Annotated in this window: 20 protein-coding genes and 2 pseudogenes; 11 read left to right on the top strand and 11 right to left on the bottom strand. The window is 58.2% G+C overall.

Annotated features, from left to right (window positions below; all coding sequences use genetic code 11):
• Nucleotides 1-53: 53 nt before the first annotated feature.
• From FXB40_RS45615 to FXB40_RS45630, 4 genes and pseudogenes are all read right to left on the bottom strand, one after another.
• Entirely contained in the window at nt 54-317 is a 264-nt protein-coding gene (locus FXB40_RS45615) for a hypothetical protein (protein ID WP_148778795.1), read from the bottom strand.
• Nucleotides 314-1,035: pseudogene (locus FXB40_RS45620) on the bottom strand (SOS response-associated peptidase). The gene FXB40_RS45615 and the pseudogene FXB40_RS45620 overlap by 4 nt, the downstream one beginning before the upstream one ends.
• Before the next feature lie 37 nt (nt 1,036-1,072).
• Nucleotides 1,073-1,291, bottom strand: coding sequence for a hypothetical protein (locus FXB40_RS45625; RefSeq protein WP_148778796.1), 219 nt, complete (start codon nt 1,289-1,291; stop codon nt 1,073-1,075).
• 972 nt (nt 1,292-2,263) lie between these two features.
• Entirely contained in the window at nt 2,264-2,515 is a 252-nt protein-coding gene (locus tag FXB40_RS45630) for a hypothetical protein (RefSeq protein WP_246208357.1), read from the bottom strand.
• A gap of 207 nt (nt 2,516-2,722) precedes the next feature.
• On the opposite strand from FXB40_RS45630, the gene FXB40_RS45635 reads away from it, so the two are divergent.
• From FXB40_RS45635 to FXB40_RS45655, 4 genes are all read left to right on the top strand, one after another.
• Nucleotides 2,723-3,418: a Crp/Fnr family transcriptional regulator gene (locus tag FXB40_RS45635; protein WP_148778797.1), complete on the top strand. Its 696-nt coding sequence runs from the start codon at nt 2,723-2,725 to the stop codon at nt 3,416-3,418.
• 200 nt (nt 3,419-3,618) lie between these two features.
• Nucleotides 3,619-3,867 carry a hypothetical protein gene (locus FXB40_RS45640; protein WP_148778798.1) on the top strand — a complete coding sequence of 83 codons (249 nt, stop codon included), beginning with the start codon at nt 3,619-3,621 and terminating at the stop codon, nt 3,865-3,867.
• Between the two features lie 272 nt (nt 3,868-4,139).
• The gene (locus FXB40_RS45645) at nt 4,140-4,517 is read left to right on the top strand and encodes a response regulator transcription factor (RefSeq protein WP_148778799.1); all 378 of its coding nucleotides are present in this window, start codon (nt 4,140-4,142) and stop codon (nt 4,515-4,517) included.
• 1,416 nt (nt 4,518-5,933) lie between these two features.
• Entirely contained in the window at nt 5,934-6,164 is a 231-nt protein-coding gene (locus tag FXB40_RS45655; protein WP_148778801.1) for a DUF6894 family protein, read from the top strand.
• A 544-nt stretch (nt 6,165-6,708) separates the two neighbouring features.
• Here the strand turns inward: FXB40_RS45655 and FXB40_RS45660 are convergent.
• Both FXB40_RS45660 and FXB40_RS45665 read right to left on the bottom strand, forming a co-directional pair.
• On the bottom strand, nt 6,709-6,960 hold the full coding sequence (locus tag FXB40_RS45660; protein WP_148778802.1) for a hypothetical protein: 252 nt from the start codon (nt 6,958-6,960) through the stop codon (nt 6,709-6,711).
• Nucleotides 6,961-6,999: 39 nt separating this feature from the next.
• A complete protein-coding gene (locus FXB40_RS45665) occupies nt 7,000-7,263 on the bottom strand; it encodes a hypothetical protein (RefSeq protein ID WP_148778803.1) in 264 nt (87 codons plus the stop codon).
• 643 nt (nt 7,264-7,906) lie between these two features.
• Between FXB40_RS45665 and FXB40_RS45670 the strand changes: the two genes are divergently transcribed.
• Nucleotides 7,907-8,086 carry a hypothetical protein gene (locus FXB40_RS45670; protein WP_148778804.1) on the top strand — a complete coding sequence of 60 codons (180 nt, stop codon included), beginning with the start codon at nt 7,907-7,909 and terminating at the stop codon, nt 8,084-8,086.
• An 11-nt stretch (nt 8,087-8,097) separates the two neighbouring features.
• Here FXB40_RS45670 and FXB40_RS50635 read toward each other — a convergent pair whose 3' ends face one another.
• Entirely contained in the window at nt 8,098-8,361 is a 264-nt protein-coding gene (locus tag FXB40_RS50635) for a DUF7662 domain-containing protein (protein ID WP_430648194.1), read from the bottom strand.
• A 170-nt stretch (nt 8,362-8,531) separates the two neighbouring features.
• On the opposite strand from FXB40_RS50635, the gene FXB40_RS45680 reads away from it, so the two are divergent.
• Nucleotides 8,532-8,717 (top strand): hypothetical protein, encoded by a 186-nt coding sequence (locus FXB40_RS45680; RefSeq protein ID WP_148778805.1) that lies wholly within the window; start codon nt 8,532-8,534, stop codon nt 8,715-8,717.
• 66 nt (nt 8,718-8,783) lie between these two features.
• Here the strand turns inward: FXB40_RS45680 and FXB40_RS48545 are convergent, their stop codons facing one another.
• The gene (locus FXB40_RS48545) at nt 8,784-8,960 is read right to left on the bottom strand and encodes a hypothetical protein (protein WP_187437584.1); all 177 of its coding nucleotides are present in this window, start codon (nt 8,958-8,960) and stop codon (nt 8,784-8,786) included.
• 1,163 nt (nt 8,961-10,123) lie between these two features.
• On the opposite strand from FXB40_RS48545, the gene FXB40_RS45685 reads away from it, so the two are divergent.
• The gene (locus tag FXB40_RS45685; protein ID WP_148778806.1) at nt 10,124-10,372 is read left to right on the top strand and encodes a PilZ domain-containing protein; all 249 of its coding nucleotides are present in this window, start codon (nt 10,124-10,126) and stop codon (nt 10,370-10,372) included.
• 318 nt (nt 10,373-10,690) lie between these two features.
• Here FXB40_RS45685 and FXB40_RS45695 read toward each other — a convergent pair whose 3' ends face one another.
• Complete coding sequence (locus tag FXB40_RS45695; RefSeq protein ID WP_148778808.1) at nt 10,691-10,909, bottom strand: La RNA-binding domain-containing protein; 219 nt, start codon at nt 10,907-10,909, stop codon at nt 10,691-10,693.
• Nucleotides 10,910-11,170: 261 nt separating this feature from the next.
• Here FXB40_RS45695 and FXB40_RS45700 point away from each other — a divergent pair, with 261 nt between their 5' ends.
• Nucleotides 11,171-11,371 carry a hypothetical protein gene (locus tag FXB40_RS45700; protein WP_148778809.1) on the top strand — a complete coding sequence of 67 codons (201 nt, stop codon included), beginning with the start codon at nt 11,171-11,173 and terminating at the stop codon, nt 11,369-11,371.
• A 120-nt stretch (nt 11,372-11,491) separates the two neighbouring features.
• On the opposite strand, the pseudogene FXB40_RS45705 reads toward FXB40_RS45700, so the two are convergent.
• Nucleotides 11,492-12,109 (bottom strand): annotated as a pseudogene (locus FXB40_RS45705) (LabA-like NYN domain-containing protein).
• 626 nt (nt 12,110-12,735) lie between these two features.
• On the opposite strand from FXB40_RS45705, the gene FXB40_RS48550 reads away from it, so the two are divergent.
• Nucleotides 12,736-13,125 carry a hypothetical protein gene (locus tag FXB40_RS48550; protein ID WP_187437585.1) on the top strand — a complete coding sequence of 130 codons (390 nt, stop codon included), beginning with the start codon at nt 12,736-12,738 and terminating at the stop codon, nt 13,123-13,125.
• A 2,123-nt stretch (nt 13,126-15,248) separates the two neighbouring features.
• Nucleotides 15,249-15,485 carry a hypothetical protein gene (locus FXB40_RS45730; protein WP_148778813.1) on the top strand — a complete coding sequence of 79 codons (237 nt, stop codon included), beginning with the start codon at nt 15,249-15,251 and terminating at the stop codon, nt 15,483-15,485.
• A gap of 1,584 nt (nt 15,486-17,069) precedes the next feature.
• On the opposite strand, the gene FXB40_RS45745 is transcribed toward FXB40_RS45730, so the two are convergent.
• Nucleotides 17,070-17,297, bottom strand: coding sequence for a hypothetical protein (locus tag FXB40_RS45745; protein ID WP_148778816.1), 228 nt, complete (start codon nt 17,295-17,297; stop codon nt 17,070-17,072).
• Nucleotides 17,298-17,991: 694 nt separating this feature from the next.
• On the opposite strand from FXB40_RS45745, the gene FXB40_RS45755 reads away from it, so the two are divergent.
• Nucleotides 17,992-18,258, top strand: a complete 267-nt coding sequence (locus tag FXB40_RS45755) for a hypothetical protein (RefSeq protein ID WP_148778818.1) — start codon at nt 17,992-17,994, stop codon at nt 18,256-18,258.
• The last annotated feature ends 1,514 nt before the right edge of the window (nt 18,259-19,772 follow it).

Here is a 19,772-nt window from a genome sequence, read left to right on the forward strand (position 1 = left end):
CAGCTCGGCGGCGAGCCAGCATAATGCAAGACTGCTCGGAAAATGGATAGTTCCTATGTCAGCAGCTCCTTGCCCGGCGTCAGCAGCCGCACATAGGTCCCGCTTTCGTGCAGCTCGAGCCAGCCCCGCTCGATCGCGTAGCGCAGTCCGGCTCGGAACTCGCTGCCTTTGGCCTTGAGGGTGAACAGGAACGGGGCGTTGATCCGCTCGATGTAGATGCGGCCGTCTTGGACAGCCGGAACGTTCGCGGCGAGCTCGAGGAGCTTGCGTGCGGCGGCTTCCGGGTCGTCGTGGGGACGTGCCTCAGCATGTTTCATGCGGCAGCTTGATCCTCTTTCACCCCTCGTGCCACGTTTCGCAGCGCACCGTCTGCAAAGGGACGCTGTAAGCTCTTGGCTTCATCCCATGGTGCTGTCATCCAGGTCTCAACCTCGTCCGGCGTCGTCAGGATTACCGGCATCGCCTTCGGGTAGCGAATACCTCGGCGTTTGGCTCTGTCGTCAGAAATGCGCAAAGGTCGTTGGTGGTCTCACCTTCCTTGACTTTCCTAACCGAGGTCCAGTTGGCCCAGATGCCGGCGAAGCATGCGAGGGGACGCGACTCGTCGAGCGCGAACCAGACGTCGCCGCCTTCGGCCTTGTTGAACTCGCTGAAGCTGTTGGACGGCACGATGCAGCGGTGCTCCGGTCCGAGCCACCTTGTCCAGTGCTTGCTCTCTACCTTGCGGATGTTGGTCGTGCCGGAGTTCGGCTCCATCCTGAGCAATTCTTTGAAGTCGACCGACTTGCCCTTGGCCTGCAGCTTTCCAGCGCGCTTCTTCGTGGCATCCATGAGCGTCTTGGACGACGACGGCATGCCCCATCGTGCAGTGGTGAGCTCACGGCCGCCTGCGCCAGTCCGAACGATCGGCGCCTTGTAATCAGGGAAAACGCCAGGCATTGGGGCCAAGTTGCCGACGTATTGGTTGACGACGCGGAATAGGGCGCGGATCGCTGCTTGGTTCGTAGTGATGCTGTAGAGGTTGCAGACGGTCAGTGCGGCTTTCTTCGTGCGTCGGGACGGCGCGGCGGCTTCACGACTTTCTAGGACCTATGCTGGATGACTTGGCGTGCAGCGTGGTCCTGTCCCCAGTCATTTCTTCGACGTAGTCGTCAATGGCCTTCATCAACTTTTCTCGGTCGTCGCCTCGCCTGGCCTGCTTGCCACAAATAAGATAGCGGCGAAGGCCGTCAAGCTCGGTAAGGTCGGCCTGCACACGTGCGGCTTCCGCTTCCTCATCAAGTTTGCGCATACGCTCTTGGTGATACGCCTTCGCAGGACGTCAACACATATATGCGCGACGCAACATTCTGGTCTGAGTGGGGTGGCTTCCGAAAGACGCTTCTCGGAATCGGCTACTATCTCTGGTTCTGGATCAGCTATGGGATGTTCTACGGAGCTGCGGGGTTCATTGGCTCGAGCATGCGAGGAACATACGGTTACTGATGGTTGGGATGGGGACCGCAGCACCTCAAGGCGGGATATTCTGTCGGCGCCATCTTTTCCGTCGTGAGCGCAACAGGCAAGCCTGTAGGACCAGCATCGAAGCTTCGCGAAGAACGCCAGCTATCGGTGCCGACTTGGACGCCGTCCTTGCCGACGAGTTTCATATGCTCTCTGATTTCTGACATGTTGCTCCTCCAGGGGTGCACATACCGGGAACAGGTTAGTTGTCAGCGCGTACCGATGCGTTGATGTCGCGAGCAGAAACCGGAAAAATGCTTCGCGTCCAACATCCCCATTGCGTCCGGTTGTCACCCGGCAAGTGCATTCACCAACGCGAGCGTGCTCAGGAAGTTGCAAAAAGCCTTGCGGGGCGGGGGAGGCGCTGAACTGCATTGCTCTGCGCCGTCTTTGTAACCGGCGCAGCGTAGGATCTATGAAAGGCAAGCGACGATGGCGAGACCTACATCGGCGCCGAAGTCACCCGAATAGCCTGGAGCGCCGAAGTAGACGCAGTGAACTGCGGCATCCTCATTCTTCCTAACACCCGTGTGAAGCAACGCTGCAAAAGCGTTACGCTTGTTAAAATAGGTAAAGCTGCAAGGCTATCAAACTGCCGAAGGCTTAGCGGACCAGACCGCAGGCGCGCGCTGCTGGAGTCAACTAAGGGCGGTTATCGGACGCCGCATCCGGACTCTTCAACCGTTATCGCCAGCTAATCAATCACCTCGTCAAGGAGCACCAACAAATAAGGTGCGATTCGAGGGAGTATTTCGCTGTCTCAGGGCTGCGGGAGTGATAGGAGCCTTTGACGGTCTTGGTCGCGTTGACGCTGGCATTCACGCAGCCGTTCCAATTCCTTTTCAGCGCCTGTGAATTGTTGACCTTTCCGTTTCAGGTCGAGAACCAGTCGCTCCTGTTCTGCAAGCTGGCGCTCTGCGGCGACCACTTCGCGCTCAACACGGCTCAACTCATCATAGATCGAGGTTCTGTCCACCGGAGCGCTCCACGATGCCAAATCAACCTGATCCAAGTTTCACCGTTCCTTCTCATTTTTCCGTTTTTCCCGACCGATTTACCCTACGCGGACATTGGGCCGGACGATAGACCGTCGGTAGCCCGGACAATATAGCCCTCGCTTTACTTCCACTTGAGCGTACTGTCGGGCCATTGACGGCAGTCCACAGGCGCCGCTGACTGAGAGTTCTTTGCGCTCCCGCCGCAGCCATGGGAGCGCGCTATGCCGCACAAGGACAACTTGCTTCTCGCATCGCTTTCTCCGGGCGATCTTGCTGCCCTTCAACCCCACCTGAAGCTCGCACATTTCGAGCAGGAGCAGGTGCTTTTCGAGGCCGGCGACACGATCGACGCGACCTATTTTCCGACGAGCGCAGTTGTTTCTATCGTGGTCACACTGTCGAGCGGCCAGGTCGTGGAGGCCGCGATGGTCGGCCGAGACGGCGTCGTTGGCGCGTCGGCCGCGCTTGATGGGAGGCTGGCGCTAAGCCGGGGTGTGATCCAGCTGAGCGGCGAGGCAATGGTTTGCAGCTTGGCCGGGCTCCGAGGTGCGGCCATGCAGAGCCAACCGCTTCTTTCACTGCTGATCAGACACGAGCAGACCCTTTACTCCCAGGCACAGCAATCCACCGCCTGTATGGCGGCGCATCATGTGAACGCCCGCCTTTGCCGTTGGCTGCTCCGATCGAGGGACCTATCGCAAAGCGATACGCTCTTATTCACGCAAGAGTTCTTAGCGGAGATGCTGGGTGTTCATCGAACAAGCGTGACGGTCGTGGCGCACACGCTTCAGCAGGCCGGCATCATTAAATACACCAGAGGCAAGATCCAGATCACCAACCTTGAGGGCCTGCGGGATGCGGCCTGCGAATGCTATGAAGCCGTGAGGTCGCAGTACCAGAGCCTGCTTCGGGAGTAGATGGGAGGCTTGCCGTTTGGCAAGCCCCGATGGGGCTCCCAATTTAAGGCGCTATGTAGGGAACGCCACATTACTGCGCGCGTTTTCCTTTGTGATCTAGCGAGCCGATCTCAAGGGCCTTCCTTTCCGCACCGAATGTTATTGTTCGGCAGAGGGAACTGATCAGGAAATCTACAAATCCAAGTCCCTCGGAGGCTGTCATGGATGGCTCTCGAAGCGAACGCGCACGCGCGCGGGCACGACACCTGTTGGCTCAAATCGCACCCTTACCCGACGACACCGAAGTCCAGCGCTTGCGCGAATTATCCATGGATTACATGCGCGAGGCCGAAAGACTCGATCGAGAACGTGTCACCACCCCGGAGCCCAGCGAACAGATCTCCGCAGCCCTGGATGCGATAGCCCGCGACTATTTTGCTCGTGCTCTTCAAAATTGGTCGAAAGAGTAATCCCTCCGCGCGCCCAGTCGCGGCCAGCGGATTTCGTCCAAACCTTGGCGGAGCTTGTCTCCCGTTCCGACCGGATCGGCGTCGTTGCGTCGGTTACACGACAGACAGTCTAGGCCGCCTCTATTATCTTTGAGGACGCCAGACAATGTCTTGTGCGAGCCACACGAACTGGAGGTCTCGGTCTGAAAGCGCGAGCCAACGGTCGTCTGTGCGGTCGTGACAATTCGGATCGGGTTCAGGGCCTCCAAGACGTGTCGGCGGACAGGTCAGGGATGTCGAAAGATCGAAACCTCGTTTTGGTGGTCGACGATGACCCCGCAATGCTGAGGGGAGTGGAGCGTCTGCTTCGGCAGCACGCATACGAGACTATGCTGTTTTCGTCTGCCGAAGCCTTTGAGAACCACGCCGACTTCGACAAGGCGGTTTGCGTCGTCCTCGATATCAACCTGACAGACGGGTCAGGGATCGAGCTAAGACATCGTCTCAATGACGCAGGGGTTTCCGTGCCGGTAATTTACATGACCGGGAATGCCAACCCTACCGTTCGCGAGGCTGCGCAGGCCTCTGGATGCATCGCATTTCTTACAAAGCCCTTCTCCGCGCAATCGCTCATTGAGCCGCTGAAGAAAGCATCGGCAGGGTGTCTATAGGCTCCGTCGAATTTGCCTCGACAATTTGGCAAAGTGAGAATCTAGTTCCCTTTATCACCGCTCCGCCCCGGCAGTTATCGGTGACTGAGAGTGTTGCGCTCCCGCCGCTGGGAGTGTGTGCCAATGTCTCCCTTAGAAACTCCCCTCTGCCCTAAATGCGATCGACCGATGATACTGGAAATTCAACTCGACGGCGCTCGCGCCTTCCAATGCCTCAAATGCGACGGGATCGACCCCTTGAAATCACCTACCGTGCGCCAGCTTCTGGATGCACTAAAGCCGCCAAGTGCGGGCCAATAAGGCCGCCTCAGCTGGCGGGCTCTTTCATTTCGAATGTCAGCTGTTGGGGCACGTTTCGGAAGTGCCGTGACGTCCGACTTGAGTCCGAAATGCGCACCAAAGCGGACGTCCGCCGACCACTCTGACGGGCGCAGGTGGAGGAGCGAGCGGAGCGGGTGCTGGAGCAGGCGCAGGTGGCCCCCAGAATATTCGTCTTGGACAAGAGTCAGGATCCCACCCGTCGCTGACAATCTCGCGCATCACTTCGTCGAGACCAGCTACGCCGTCGGCGACCGCGCCGGCGACGATTTCATTTGAGCGCTTCGTCCGGTCTGCACGGTACCCGAAGAAGTAGACGGCCGCGAAAAGTGCTTGCGCTCGCCGGTTTTCGCAAGAACCTACAGGCTGCGTCCGGTGCCCCCAGTGCAGCAAGCCAACGAGGAAAGGCTCCGCGCATGGAGCGTCCTTATTCCGATCACCTTTTGGCAGGTGGACCGCTCTTGTTTCCGGGCAACCCCTGAATGTTTGACGGGTCCTGTTGTTGAGACCATTCCCGATTACGGCAAGAACCGCGACGACCGGGGCGCAGGCCACATGCATGTCTGCATCCCGCGCTAACATGGCCTCACCCGCGATGCGATACGTCTATTTCGGCGGCTGCAGGCCGGGAGAGGTCAGCCACTTAATTACGTGGGACGCTATTTCGTCCTGCCGGGCCTTCCTAAGTAGACTGTCTCGCTTGTGCCCGGGTGGGAACGCCTTAGCTTCATCGCGCAGCTGTTGAGCTTTCACATCAAGCCTCGCCTTGAGCGACAGCTTAGGTATGAACCGGCGGCGTTTCATGAACTTCCTCCCTTCATGAAATTCGCGTTGGTTAAACTCTCCAGTAGGCCCTAGCGTTCAATCCAGCGGAACCCCCCGTCGTGACGTGTTTTCTAGGATCGAATTCCTTGATTTATTTCTTGGTTGGGAGGTCGCGGAAACTCGGCCACTGCGAGAACCAAATTCGGACACTGGGGGCGACAACGTGCGCTCGACTCGAAATTGATAAGCGCATGACCTCGTCCGGGTTGCGGTCGCCACGCTAGGCGCTATCGGCTGTTAGGAACTGCGCCTGCCGTAGCGCATTACCGGCACATGCCGAGATACTTCTTTCATATCACGCACGACCGCACCGAGATCGACCGCGAAGGAGCGGAGCTTCCGGACAAGCATGCGGCGTGGAAGGAGGCCACGGTCACGGCCGGGCAGATACTTCAGGGCATCGACGGGGAGCTGGTGCCGGGCCGAGACTGGCGAATGGAAGTGACGGACGAATTCCAGAACACGCTTTACGTCCTGCACATTCAGGCAGAAAGGCTGAAGTAAGGCCTGCCAATAGCCGACGATTGATCCATCTCGCGAGGAGGGAGCCGGCAGGTGGTCCAAAGTACATCGACGACCAGCTGGCAATGGCGCAAAGACTCCGCCGCAAGATGAACTGCGGTCGTCGCGCTCGTCTCTTCCGACAACAGCTTATTTTCTGGTTTGACCAGCATCGCCCGCAGATATCGGTGCAGGCCAAGTAACAAGAAAAAAGGGTCCCCGGAGGCGACCCTTATTCGAAGTGTGGAGCTACGGAGAAATTCGGTACGAGCAAAGCCAGCCCTGGGAATGAAAACCACTACGGATACAAACCCCCTGTTTCCGACCTCAGCGGCCTGATTTGCCGGTTGGAACAAGCGTCCAAAAGTGGGCCCAGCTCCGGGCAATGGGGAGGATGGAGCTGGGGCCCATTAGGGGTCGCCCTTGGGGAGGGGCATTGGGGAAAACTTGGCGCTCCAACCAATGTTCCTCTTCCCAAGGAAAGGTTTTCGAGCCCGCCGGTTCGCGCTGGCAAGTTCTAGCGCTCTGCGCTGCGGTTTTCGGTGGCCTAGTTTGAAAATTCAGTGGTCTGATTTGTAGTGTTCACTTCTGAACCGACGTGAGAACCGGGCGGAGGGTTAGGTTCTTCAAGGCCGGCTTCGATCACCGCCAACTCCTCTTGGATTGCGTTGGCCGCGTTTTCTGGGTTGATGCCCGACACAGATTGCAGATGGGCGAGTACCTTGCGCCGATGCGTCAGCAGGTCCGTCAAGGCGCGGCGGTCCCGCACCTTCACGTAGCTAGCGACGATCAATTCCATGGCCTTTGACACGTTCGCCGTTTCCCACCGGCTTGCGGATTATCGGGGGCGGCTAAGTTCTGTCAGACCGGCTTCGGTCATACGATATTCGACACCTTCGCCGGTTGAGCGTCGCTCCATCCATCCATTTCGTAAAAGAGCGAGCGTCGTTCCGGGATGATCGGGAAGCTTCGAAGAAGACACCCAATCGCGGTCGCGAAGAGGATCGAGCATTTGCCGGTGATACTGATTAAAAAGCGGCTTGCGCTTTTCATGCCGACCGATGTCTTGACGTATCGTTTCAAGCGGGCGTTCGGTTTCCATGGCCGTTTGTTGCCATCGCATCGTTTACGATCAGTTACTGACCGGGAACAGCCGGCAATCTTTTCTAAATGGTTCATGGATATTGTTCTGCGGCATGGATCACGAGGACGACATGCTTGGTTCGTTCCGGCTCTCAGGTGAAGCTACGCTCGTCTAGCAGGGTGGATGACGCGCGGTAATCGTGTGCCTGTGCCTGAGCCTAGCCGCTTGCCGGCAACCGCCACGGGTTGAACGCCCAACCGAATTCCCGAGAAGCTGCGGAGGCCTGCGCATCCGCGTGCCTAAGCCGCGAGAAAAGCGCAACTGCTTTCGCTCATTGCCGATGGCGCCACGGCTGACGATGTCGGAAAATGCTTAGGTCGCACGCGCTAAGCGGTTTACTCTCGCTTGCAGCGCTTTCAAAGGCAGCAGGGCCGAACGAGCAGGACGAGTGGGAAGCTTTTATTTGCTCAGTTGCCAAGGGTGATCTAGCAACGGCGATCAATCTCTAAGGTCGCAAGACCACAACCAGCGGATCGCGGGCCGATCCGATCGCATCGTCCGTTCGCCCGCGCTGAGGTAACCTTCAACCGGTACATCGAAGGTTCAATTGCATCCGCTTCAAAAGGCGCCAAGCTAAGGCGATCGCATTGGGGATCGACTGATGACCAGCCCGACTGATGACGAACTGCGCGCCGCGGTCACCGCCGCCATTGAGCAGTGGAAGAATTCGCGCCAGCTTCCTCACCTGTCGCCGAGCGATTGTGAGACGTTGAACAAGTTGATCATCACCGGACTTCAAACAGTGCTATTTCAGCGTGCGAAGGCCTTCGACAAGCGTTAGCCGCCGAACTGCTAGTCAAGCCGGCGGAATTCGACAACGCGATCTTTAATCGAAGCATGTGCGCGAAAGCCGGCGTTCATCCAAGCCTTTGCTTGCGTGTGACCGACCTTCATGGAGGCTTCGTTGCCCCACCACGCACTGAACTTATGCGCGGACGCGGGTAGCTTTCTCCCCAATGTTTGCTCGATCTCCGCGAACGTCAGCCGAACGACGCTGCCGCGCTCAGTCGACAATCGCTGTTGTAGTGGTACGTAGATAGATTTTCGGAAGGTCATGGTCTCAGCGCGGGTTAGGCAGAAATTCGCTTATCACAAACGGGATCGCTCTCAAAAATTGGCTCTATTCGAGGCGGTGGCTCAGATACCGTAGCTTTGGCCACAGCGTTACCTCTTGACTGCCCGCCGCGCCCGACCAATGATCAGGAAAAAATGGCAATGGGTGGGCCATGAAAGACTACGAAGCGCAGATTGAGAAGCTGCGGAAGGACGCGGCCGAATGCGCGCTTATTCGCGATCTTGCGCCCGATAAGGCCAAACGGGAACTGTTCGACCGGCTCGCCAAACAGCTCACAAATCTAGCGGATCAAGTAACAGTCACGATGCTTGAACAGAGCAAGCCGACAGAAACATAAGGCCGCCTCGATTGGCGGCCTATTCGCTTCGCCGCGAGCGTCTGAAGCCTTCAAAATAGGCCGGCATTACGCGGCGACGTCGAACGATGCGATCAGGCTACGCAGGTCGTTGGCCAACTCGCGATAGTGTTCGCTCGCACGCAGATAAAACTCGCGATTACTTCCATCCGATCGTCTGGCGATCAAGTCGCATTCAGTTGCGAGGCTCTCAAAACGTTCCAATTTGGCTTGAAAACCGATCATGTGGCATCCCCCCAAACTCGTTACCAAAAGGGACGGGGACGATATTCGCGGAATTAGATCAGGGCAAGCATCGTTATATGCCGTACGAATTTACCGGGCCGCGAAATTCGTCGGCGCCAAGCTGTGTGCAGTGCGCACATGTGCATCGAGGGTTCGGATGCTGACCGCGTCACCGCAGAAACAGCGCGAAATGCCTTCCGCGCGCTGCGTGGGAAGCGGCAGTGCTAGATCGTGCATCCGGTCTTTCCAAGCGGTCCAATCCCGCTGGCGCCGCCATGCCTCGAAATTGGCTTCTGTGAGAGTGACCGCTAACTCCACCCAAGCAACCTGGAAGGTGGCCCGTGCATCGTCGAATGTTTCGGCGATCCCAGTTCGATGCTGGCCGGGATCGACGCCGGGATAGAAGCCGCAAGACCAACCCCATTGCGGCGCCGAGCTGGGCACGCCTGCGCGCCGACCCGATGACGCCGATCCGTACGTCGCCAAGGTAGATCAGCCACGTTTCGCGATGGGGATCATCTTTGCTGCGGCGGCGGGTGAGCGGAGACATGCCGCCATCAAAGCGGTAACGGATGAGGCCTGCAAATTGTCAATTGCTTGCGTGTCGAGGTGTGGTCGACACGCTGCCGCTCGTGGGTGTGGACAATGGCCGGCGGGCGTCACTGCCGCCGGCCATCGCTTGCGCTGCCTTGGGCTGGGGGGCAATCGGCAGCGCTGAGGCAAGCCTGCCGAACGCCGATTAACAACTCGCTAACCAATTCGGGCAGGCTCTGGACCATTCAACGGCGAGAGGTCGGCGATCTGGGCCGCCGCTCGCTCGGATATGTGAGTGGACGTTAGGTGCATGCTATCAACTTGTCTGCTGTCGCCATCGGTTCTTACCGTCCTGCTTTTCCTGGTGCATGCTATCAACTTGTCTGCTGTCGCCATCGGTTCTTACCGTCCTGCTTTTCCTTGGGGCACGACCACGCCGCTAAGGTCGTGGGCGGTAACCCAACTTCAACCGTTATGGCCATACGATTTGCTCTCGCGGATTGGTGACGAGTACCGCGGATAAGCATAGGCGATCGGAAACCCGTCATCCCTACGCGGCTGGCTGGTTCTTCGATAAGAGCCCTTGCTGCTCGGCAGAGTGACCGCACGCGTTCTACTGGAAAGAAACAGTGCAGGAACGTCGCAGACAACAGCGCATCGAAACAAACGAGGTCGCCTACATCTTCGGCGACGGATCGAGCACCTCTTGCCGCGTTGTCGACATGACCGAGCACGGAGCAGCAATCGAGCTGCCCTTATCAGCTGGGCATAGTATGAGAGACCGGTTCAAGCTGATGATTGTAAAGGATCGCGTCGAAAAAAATTGCCGTCTAATCTGGCGTTCAGGCAGCCGTGTCGGCGTTGAGTTTACGGATTGACGTGTAGGCGATTGCGGAGCGCTTGGTCACACAGGTCGCCGGCAGCTGCGGGCCGCGAAAGCAGCTGCTCAATTCAGTTTTCGGACTAGCTCTCATCTGACGTGCATCTTCTCGACGATTGTGTAGAGCAGCAGGAAGATCGGCAAGAAGACGAAGAACCAGACAGCTGTCCCATCCTTTCGCGCAAATTCGCGATTCGAATTGTTGTGGGTCGCATGAGGTACTGTGATCGGTGGCCGAGCGGGCCGCCGATGTCTGGCAAAACGACCTAGCAGGCGCCGAACCGTCGTTTCCGGAGGAGACTGGTCCAAGTCCATCTCATAGAGCCAGCATCAGCGGAAACTTGCACACGACCTCAATGTCGACATAGCCGGCGCTATTGATCCATTCGTGCAGACAGAAGGCGAGGGACGCTGTATCAATTTCGAGGCCGTCACGCCTAATCGCGTCGAGCGTGCCCATTCGGCCAGCCCATTCCCTCTCGCCGCTTTCGCGATCGGGACGCATGGCGTCGAACACGGCCGTGTCGTTGGTCATCGGAAATCTCCAAAGGTGCTGAAATCATTCGTGGGCAATGGGACCAGATTATCCGGCGAAATTATCCCCGCAAGCGGGATCGTTGCTGCGGTTGCTCACAGCGCATCCGCTCTTGGTGGTAGGCTTTCGCGGCCCGCCCTCGCGCCGGAAAGGGGCCCCGGTTTGCGGCTGGAGTCGGGGCCGCTCCGCCAATTCTGCGGCGAGCCGGCAGGCTTTAACCTTTGACGAAGTTCCATGTTTCGCAGTCGCATAAAGGGTTGCATGATTTCTCTGTTTGAACATGCGTTTTTTCGACGAGGTTTTGCGATGGCGAACGGTGTCGAAGATCTGCAGATACTGCGCTTGATTAGGGCGTTTCAGAAGCTGACCGACAAGGACGCGCGGCGCATGATCGTCCGTTACGTCGAGGAGCAGGTAGAGAGGCAGATGGCCAAGCCAAATTCACCGCCGGGTGCCGCCTGAGCGCACCAGGACCCCACAACCTCAGATTCGTAGCCGTCGAACGGCAGATGTGCGGAGCTGAGGCATATTTCGCGTCTCCGCAGCCTTCCCAAGCTCTTGGACTGGGCGCTCCTTAACGATCTAGCCGGGAGGGTCGTTTCCCTTCGGCTCTTGCAAGAATTTAGGCGCCTGTCCGCGCTTCGCGATCACGCAGGGCCGGGCGCTCGGACGGGTCGCGGCCAAGCTTGGACTGCAGTTCGACGAGATCGATGAAGACGTCGGCCTGGCGGCGCAGCTCGTCCGCGATCATAGGCGGCTGGCTTGCGATGGTTGAGATCACCGTGACCCGCACGCCGCGGCGCTGCACGGCCTCGACCAGCGAGCGGAAGTCGCCGTCGCCCGAGAACAGCACCATCTGGTCGATGCGCTCGGCGAGCTCCATGGCGTCGACGGCAAGCTCGATGTCCATGTTGCCCTTGATCTTGCGCCGGCCGGAGGAATCGACAAACTCTTTCGTCGCCTTGGTGACGACCGTGAAGCCGTTGTAGTCCAACCAATCGAGCAGCGGACGGATCGAGGAAAACTCCTGATCCTCGATGACTGCGGTGTAGTAGAACGCCCGAAACAGGTCCCCGCGACTCTGAAATTCCTTCAGAAGACGCTTGTAGTCGATGTCGAAGCCGAGAGCTTTCGCCGTCGCGTAAAGATTGGCCCACCATCGATGAAAAGCGCGATCTTGTTAGTCGGAGCGGATGACATGACTTGCGGGCTTTCGGGAGCCGAATCGAAGACGGCCAAAAATACTTTAAGCTTCAAGCAATGGAAAGGTGAGAAGGAACTTCGCGCCACCAATGAAGTTAGACTCTAAGATTTGTCGAGTATTGTGGCGATTTTAGGTGGTTGTTTTGGAGTATGCGTCCCATGAGCGATGCGGATTTCCTTCTCTTTGATAGCTCGATCACGCGGCGCGGTCGTGCCTGGCGTTGGTGTGTTTCTAGCGAAGCCGGTGAGATTGTCTTGCAGGGTATCGAGCGCAGCCGACCAGCGGCGCAGTATAGGGCTGCCTGCGCCACTTTTTCGTTGCTTCTCACCGCGCCGTACTGGAGACGCACAAGCTCTGCTGAGCTAAGTGACTGGCTTGAGATTGCGGCGCTGAAATTCAGTTCGCGGAAAGATTTAGCGAGCCGCGGGGCGAAACCATCTGCCGGGCTGCATTCAAGCTGCCCTTGGCGAACAAATCTTGTAGGATTTGCCACAACCACCTCTGTCAGAAACCAGCGACTTTCGGCGACAGTGGCGGCAACATAGACACGCGCTTCACGAAGTCTCAGGTAACAATCACGATGCTTGAACAGCCGACCGATCGGTAAGGCCGCCTCAGTTAGGTGCCCTCCCGCCGCTCGCGATGCCAGCGGTTTTCTTGGTTAGCTATCGTTGCATCGGATGCCGAAGCCATCGCAGGTGATTGCAAAAGCGTCCTTGGCCTTCGCGTCCTCGAAGCAAAAGCGCGTGCCGACGTCTGCGCGATCAGTCCACCAACCGCTCTTGTTCTCCTTTGCAATGCGAAAGGCTTCTCCCCGCAGAAGATCCAGCTGCCTTCCGGCGGCGTGAACGATCAGGCAAGTTTCCTTGGTCATGAACGCGGTCCTCAAAATGGATTAGATCGTTCAATTCTATTCCGAGAAAAAATGAAAATGGCGTGGCGGCGGATTGCGCAGGAACTTTATGTTCACTTTGGGACCGACGGGCACTCGTCGGCATATTACGAATCGTAAATTCGAGAACCCCACGGTTTAGGACCCGAGGTAGCGTCATGCAGAAGCGCCGACGATTTATGCAAACCGTATCCCTCGAAGAACGCCTTGCCCAAGAAGCCGAACGATTGAGAGAGGAGGCCAAGAAGCTTCCCCACGGGCCAGAGCGCGAAATCCTCCTCCGCACAGCCCAGACAAGCAAAGACCGGCTCTTACATGAGCGAGTGGCTGCGACCGCCTGGACTGTACCCGCCGCAATAATTTCACCGAGGGCCTGATCCGCGCCAAACCAAAAAAAATGCCGCCGGGCTCGAAAATACGCGGTCCCGGCGGCAATAACTTTAGTCCAGCCCCGAGAGGGATTAACAAAATCCCGGATACTGATCTGTCTGGACGGCGCGCGCAAAGGTTCGCCGATCGTTTGATTGCCCACGAACTAGAGGGCCGCCGGTTCACGCTGGCGGGCCTTTTCAGTTGCTAGAACGTTCTCACGGCGCCTAATTTCTTTGACAGGGCTTAAGGAATTTAGTCTCACCGAACAGATTGCGAACGCTAATGTATTCATCAGCGGGCGGCTCAATTTGAGTGGAACCGGCTCCGAGGATTTGCAGTTGAATCGCCGGTTCAATTGTCATGGAGAAAGGCCATGGGATCGCGCCGTAGGTTTAGCCAAATTTCCCCTTTTGAAGAGCGCCTTGCCGAAGAAGCCAGACGCCTCCGCGAAGAAGCCGAACTGCTTCCCCATGGGCCTGTACGCGATGCCGCTCTCCGCAAAGCCCGCCAAGCCGAGACCGGCTCTCACATGACCGAGTGGCTGACATCGCCTGGACTGCAACCACCAAAGCCTTGATGTTCCTAGTGTCGGGAACCCGACATAAGGTTTTTGGTCCCTGTATCACCGCGAAGGCCGAGGCGCCTATCGTTGACTGAGAGTGCTTCACGCTCCCGCCCTCTATGCGAGCTGAAGCCATGTGTGAGAAATGCATTCCTTACGACGACAAGATCGCGCACTACCAGCGCCTATCGTTCGGAATCAACGGCCGACAAACGCTAGACGCAATCGCAGTCCTGATCGCACAGGCGACGGAAGCGAAGGCCGCCATCCATCCTCCCGCGCCGAAAGAGTAAGGCCGCCTCCATGGGCTCCGACCTCAGTTTTCGTATTGCGTTGATCGTTTCGGAACGCTCCCAGTAGCGCTTGCGATCGTTGCCATGTTCATGAAGTAAGGCCGCCTCAGTTGGCGGCCTCTTCGTCTGCGCCGGGTTCACGCTGGCGGGCCTACCGGAAATACGAAGGCCGCAGCGGGAGGTTAAATCGCCGCGCATGCTCAAATATGCCGGGTGAAAAGATCTAGGATTTCGGTGGAACCGAATTATGCCTATCGGGCAAAGAGTTCCATGAGGGAAGGCCCGCCCCGGGGGCTGGCTGGGTGACGGGCCCTCACCCCAAGCACAAGCCGCCATACCCCACGGCCCGTCCCAAGGAAACCATGGGCTCAATTCCTCATTTAGTCCATGAGCTTACTGGATCTTGCGGATTGTCTCGGGCGGGTTAGGATACAGCCTGTTTTAGAATTTTGATTTGGAACAACCCTTGCCAGCGAGTCTCAAAACGCTCGTTTCCGCTTACGTTCGCGCGAAGAATCGGCAGGCTCTCGAGAATATGCGAGAGCTTCGGCGCCAGTTGCTCGAACGACTCCAGTCCACATCAAGCATCAACGCGGCTCAGTCTCGAGCTTCTATACAGGAGGACCTTCGAGTAATTGAGGAGGGGCTAGAGCAACTCCAGCCGAGAGGGCGCGGCTGACGCAGCGAGCACAGGCCGCCGGTTCACGCTGGCGGGCCTCGTCCTCTCGGGAAATCTAGCCTCCTCGAACGTAGGAACGCCGGCCGGCCCCGCGTCGAATCCGAAACTCGGGCCATGGCACCCCAAAGCCCCAAGTCGTTTGGCGGCATATGAATAGGAACAGTGGCTCGCATTGTTGGTTTTCGACATGCAAACGGCCATTTTGTCTATCGGCACCGGACGTCAGAAGCACCCTCGGCCCCGGCTCATCCCTGGGGCCAATTTTTTGTGGGCATCCTTATGCAGTAAGGCTGCCTTAGGCTGGCATTCAGGCATCTGCCGCTGCATATTTCCACCTATGGAGACGCGCGACGACTACCTGCTCCGGCTAGCGACAGTATTGGATGAAATCGCGGCGGACGAGAAACTGACAATTCGGGACCGATACATTGAGCGCGCGTTCGGCGAGACGCGTGCCATCGCGATCGCAGAGGCGGAAGTCTTCGCCCGCGCGCATGGCTGCACCTTTCGTTACAACCGCGTCAAGAACCTGGGGGAGTTCACCCGTTCTTATCCGGCAGGCGGCAGGGCGTGAGGTGGCTCGTCGAGAGCGCGGGCTACTGCCGCTCGTGGGTGTGGGGAGAGCCGCCAGCTAGCCCACAGACGCGCCGGCTGTGGTACACCGCCGGCGGCTGAAGCAGTAGACACGAGGCCCGCCGGTTTACTCGCGGGCCTCCTGCACGCGGGTGTGATGCGCATTGTGTGAAGTAGTTCACAAGCGGCAGGCATCGCCAAGCATAGCGTGCGCGCTTCAACTGGAGGGAAGCGCCATGAATACTCATTGGACGACCTCTCGAATGTTCGCACTGACAGCCGTTGTTCTGGTCGCGGCTGGTGCCACTATGGCAATCGGCACCCCTCGCGGAGTGTTTGAGCCGACTTTGGGACAAGATTGGCAATGCAGCCGAACCTTGGTGCTCGTGACGACGTGTTCTCACTCGAGCGTTCGGCCGGAATAAGCTTATCGTGCTCGGGCCGAACATGACCGGCCCCGAATAGCGGTTGTGCCGCTAGTCCCTAAAAGATACGCCGCCGGGCTCGAAATGCATTGTCCCGGCGGCGCCCTGTCTCAAACTGGGGCCTACAATCCCCAGTCACCTAGATATCAGCAACGCCCGTGCCACAGAGTGCGGCACGGTTCACGCTGGCAGCCTTGTTCCAGACGCGCAGGAACCGTTAACCCGCGAGCGATTGGATCACGGCTTCGGGCTTCGTTTCGCGTACGGTCCGAAGCGAAGGAAGGTAGTCTTGGGGCTAAGGTTTCCTTTCCCGAGGCCCTTTTTGTCGGGTCTTCTTGCCCGGTTCTCGCTGGGGTTATAACTGGCAATAGACCGACTCCGGGAGCATGTTTGGCTAATGCAGGTGCCGTGCCCCAAATGCAACGTGATCGTCGCCATTGGCTCCACCAAGTGGTTCTTTGATGGCGGTGAATGCTGGGAGCTTCGAGGTACAGTTGCCTGCGATGCCAAGGAATACGAAAAGTGCCCGGTCCTGATCGAAGCGGTGTCTAAGGCCGGCAAGAATGCCACTACCTAAAAGAGTGCCATGTCCGCCCAGTTGCCCATGAGCGAACCTCCACAAATCGGTACTGGTCTGTTTTAACCCCTGGTGGCCTAGATTGAATTTGGCAGTCGCCTGATTTGGATCAAGCCATCACCGGCTGGCGCCGTACCTTTGGGCATGGCCAAACCTGATCCTCTTGCGCTCTTGAGCATCATCGCTAAGATTGCATCGCGGCTCCAAACGTATCCTTGGATTTAGCGAGCCCAAGTTCGGCGCCATGTTCGATGAGGGAGCGAAGTTCCGTCGCGAGTATGAGGAGTGCCGCAGACAGGCTGGCGTGACGCGCGACCCGTCCTCGAAAGCTCAGTGGCTCTTGTTTGCCGCCGAATGGCAAGAGCGGGCAGAAACCGCCGAGGCTCTTGCGAAACGCGAGGCTGACACTGCCTCCGCGAAGTGAGGCGGTAGTGTACACTTGCCGCCACAATAGGAACCCTTTTAGGCGCGGTGCATTTTCCCGCTGCTTCCGGCCCGATCCCTTCGCGGGCCTGAGGCTCGAAGTACCTCAGCGCGCGGCTCCAGCTTTCCCAAGGCTGGGGCCGTCGCTGCTTTCGGGAGTTCACGCTTCTCCTGCGCGCGAGCCCTTCTCTGTAGGCTGATAACGCTCGCCATGTTTCATGAGCCAGCCGCCTTCAACCATCTTCTCTGCCAAGGCCTTGGAGCATGCCGGCTGGTTGCTGCCGGGGTAATACAGGCCGTCTCTGCGTTCGACCATAAAGCCGTAGACGCGCACCAGACGAAGCGCTTTCAGCATGCCGGGAATGAGAACTACGGATGTGCTCGTCATTGCTCTCCAAATGACGGCAGCAACCGAACGCTCCCGAAGCTACTCGGCGAACCTGCTCAAATTATCGATTCCTGGCGTCGCGGAACGAGCTTCGAGCTACAGCCTGTCGTGGGTGTGGAAACGAGGCCCGCCGGTTCACGCTGGCGGGCCTCATTCATCCCGCTTCAGCTTGCGCCGTCCCCAATGCGGCTCTTTGCCCTGCGGATTCAACTCCGGGACGTAGTGTCGGTTCAGCGCCCGCATGGCCTGCCATAGAGCAGGAGAATGCCAAGCGCGCGAAAGGCCCAGCGGAATTCAGTATCTATTTCCGTGAAGCAAGCGCCTAGTGGGCCCATCACCGGCCCATCACGGCGGCTATCGGTGACTGAGAGCCCCTGTACTCCCCGCCAAGAACGCGGAGCCATTTATGCCTATGCTCAAGCTCACCACTTCCCTGACAGAACGCCTCACCCAAATGGCGAGCGTCGCCCGGAGCCGCGCAGAGACAACGCCGCCCGGGCCGAAACGGGAAGCTTTGTTAAAGGCCGCGCGAGTGAGTGAGAACGCGTTGCACATTCAGCAATGGCTGAGATCCCCCGGCCTGCGCACCCCAACGTAAGTCCCGACTCGATGAGCAGGCCGCCTCAATGGGCGGCCTCTTCGTATGCGCCCGGTTCAAGCTGGCGGGCGGTCGTGCAGGCCAGGCTCCTGTGCTATGGCTGAAGCACAGCATGAGTTTGTAATGAGCATTGTTAAGCGTCACTTAGCGGAAAATGAAGAGCGTCTGGCCCTTATCGAGGAAATTTGCATCGATAAGGGCGCGCTTATTTTGGACACGGTCACCGATGAAGTCTACTTTTCTGCAGACGATTTCGCCTACAAAAACGCGATCGTGACAGTGTTCCAAGCTTGGGCGAAAGGTACAATCAAGGGCACGGCCGAACAAGTATTTGACGCCACAAAATCGATTCTTGAGGATTAGTCCTGAGCCGCCGGCCTGCGGTATCGTCCCAGTAGAAGTAGACGCTCTCCCGGCCATCGTCGAAGCAAACTTCACAGCTTCCGGTCTGGGGCACGACTTCGTGCTTGTGGATGCGAACGATGGGGGCCATGCGGCCATCAAAGCGGCATCCGAGGCACCTCGCAAAATTTTCAATCCCGTGGGCCTCGGAAGGCGCGCGAGCTACTGGGCGTCGTGGCCAGTGTCGGACGTTTGATTGCGGCAGGATAGCTGGCTTGAACCTGAGCACCATAGGCGCATATTCGACGGATGCTCGAGCAGCGACCAACTTTCATGGCTCGGAAAAATCCCGGACTTGGCTGGGGTATCGATATTCTGTGGCCCGATGGCGAAACGGAAGCAATCAAGGGCTTTATTACGGAAGGCGACGCAGTCAAGTGGATTGCTGAGCACGAGTACTCTAAGCGTTGGCTAGGAAATACAAACCAAAAACCATCCTAGCGCCTTAGAAACCCCGCCCACCCTCCGCAAAAATCGATCGACTGAGAGCACACTGCCTGTGCGACGCGGGGGCATGCGCGGACTCCTAGACTTGACGGCGACCGCGCGGCGGGAGTCAGATCGGCGCCCGTGGGGCGACATCAGCACGACATCGACGAGCGCGCGCGCTGGGCTCTCAATGGATCTCGTCAGTGCCATCGTCAGCACGGCCAGCGCCATGAGGCCGACGATCACGAGAGCGACCCCGCATGCGATCCAGAGATCCAGATAAGCATCTTGCCGTCTCCCAGCTTGATCTGGCGGGGGGACTATTCGGCAGAAGCTTTGCGGTGTGAATCCACGATCGGCCGCGGGGGCGGCGTTACCCCGCGTCTGGACCCAATCCCGGACCCAAAGGCGAAAGTACAGGACAGAACTAGACGACGGGATGAATCAACGGTCGGGTAGGGCCGCTTGATTTCATTACGCAAACGAATTGGGCGGCATCAGATGGTACGATGCCGCCCGTACTCATTTTCCGGATTGTTCTCGTGCGCCTCACGGCGCTGGCGTGTTTCCGAGCGCAGTGCCTAGTTTGATGCGGTGGCTGATTTGAAAAATGGCCCCAGCTCCAGGCTATGGGGGCGATGGAGCTGGGGCCCAATCGGGGTCACCCTTGGGGGAGGGCATCAGGAAAACTTGGTAGCCGTCAAAGCGTTACTGTTATTTGGGAACGGTACCCTATCTGCCTGGGTTTAATGCGGGGCGGACATGGAGGACGCCATGTGGACGCTGCTGATACTGGCCGGAACCGTGTTGATGATGGTCGTCATCACTCGCGGTCTTTTTAAAACCGCTGGGCTGAAGCGAGTTGAAGATTTGATCCCCGCGCCTAAGAAGACGGATAAATGGGATCCGTGTCCACGAAGAGTAAGGTCGCCTTAGTTGGCCGCCTCTTTCATATCGATTGCTCCCGCTGCTCGCGACCCGCGGTTTTCTTGGTCAGTTGTCGCTGCATCGGATGCCGAAGCTGTGTAAGCGCTAATTTCTCCGCA

Source organism: Bradyrhizobium rifense (genome assembly GCF_008123425.1).
GTDB classification, from domain to species: domain Bacteria; phylum Pseudomonadota; class Alphaproteobacteria; order Rhizobiales; family Xanthobacteraceae; genus Bradyrhizobium; species Bradyrhizobium rifense.